1 pseudogene is annotated in these 1303 nt (G+C 62.3%); it reads right to left on the bottom strand.

Going from position 1 to position 1303, the window contains the following annotated elements:
• Window positions 1–50: 50 nt before the first annotated feature.
• Window positions 51–1247, bottom strand: a pseudogene (locus ACVWY0_RS22285) (ISAzo13 family transposase); the annotation flags it as partial.
• Window positions 1248–1303: the final 56 nt, after the last annotated feature.

Raw genomic sequence — 1303 nt, 5'->3', positions numbered from 1 at the left:
AGGGCTCGCGAAACAATAATGCCGGCCGGTCACGGCGTGTCGGGTGTGGTGAGCGTGTAGTTCCATTCGCCGTGGAATTCGTGGCGGGTGAGGGGTAACGCTTCGACGTCAGCGTTGGTGTACTTCATGCCGAGGGGGTACTCGTCGGTGTCCAGGACGCATTGCACGGTGAGTCCTGTCGCGGTGGTTGTTGAGTTGATCAGGTCGACGATGATCTGGTGGGTTTTCAGGGGTCGTCCGCGCCAGTTCATGGTGATCTGGGAGAACAAGCGGTGCTCGATTTTGTTCCATTTGCTGGTTCCGGGCGGTAGGTGACAGACGGTGATCTCCAGGCCGGTATCGGCGGAGAATTTGGCCAGTTCGATCTTCCAGGCGCGGATTCGGTAGCCGTTGGAGCCGCCGCCATCGGCGCAGATCAACAGTTGTTTGGCGTCGGGGTATCGGGGTTTGCCGGTCATGTCCCACCAGCGGCGTAGCGTCTGGACGGCGAAGGCGGAGGTGTCGTGGTCGGTGCCGACCGAGACCCAGCCAGTGTTCGCTGACACGTCGTAGATGCCATACGGGATCGCTTTGCCCAGATCTTTGTCGGGGAAGTCGTGGTCGTTGACCCGTTCAGGCTGCCCAGCAGGCTGGTACTCCCGCCCGCCGTTCTTGAACTGACCGACCAGTTCCTTCTTCTTCGCATCAACCGATATGACCGGCTGGCCGGCACCCGCGTGCACGGCGACCTGATCGGCCAGGTAACGGAATTGGGCATCACGGTCCTCGTGCTGGCGGCCTTCGAGGGCTTTCGTGTTCGACTGCAGGCTGAACCCCAGATCACGCAGCATCCGGGCGACAGTGCGATCAGAGACAGCATGCCCCATCCGGGTCAACGCGTCCGCAAGGTTGCGCGTCGACTTCGTCGTCCACATCAAAAGCGACATGGGGTCCCCACGGGTCACCGGGTCCACCAGGGCCTTGAGCTGCACCGCCAGTTCCGGGTCGGTCGCGGCGAGTTTCTTGCGACCCCCTCCGGGAGAACGCACTCTGGCCTGTGGTTTCGGGTCGCCATCCAACTCGTGCACACCCCGCGCGACCGTGTCCGGATGCACCCCGGTCGCCTGCGCCACAGCCTTGATCCCGCCCCGACCAAGCTCGGACGCTTCCACCCCCAGCAGCAGACGCCGCTGACGCTCATCCAGGTGCGGGCGCAACAACGCATATTTCCGCGCTACGGACTCCGCAATCTGCACACTATCGGCCATACCACGAACTTACCCGCCCCAACAATGAAAACCTAGGTTATTTTGACGCGTGTCCT

The organism is Arthrobacter sp. UYNi723, assembly GCF_054057635.1.
Note: the sequence above shows the minus strand (reverse complement) of the source record. Positions and strands in the feature narration are given on the sequence as shown.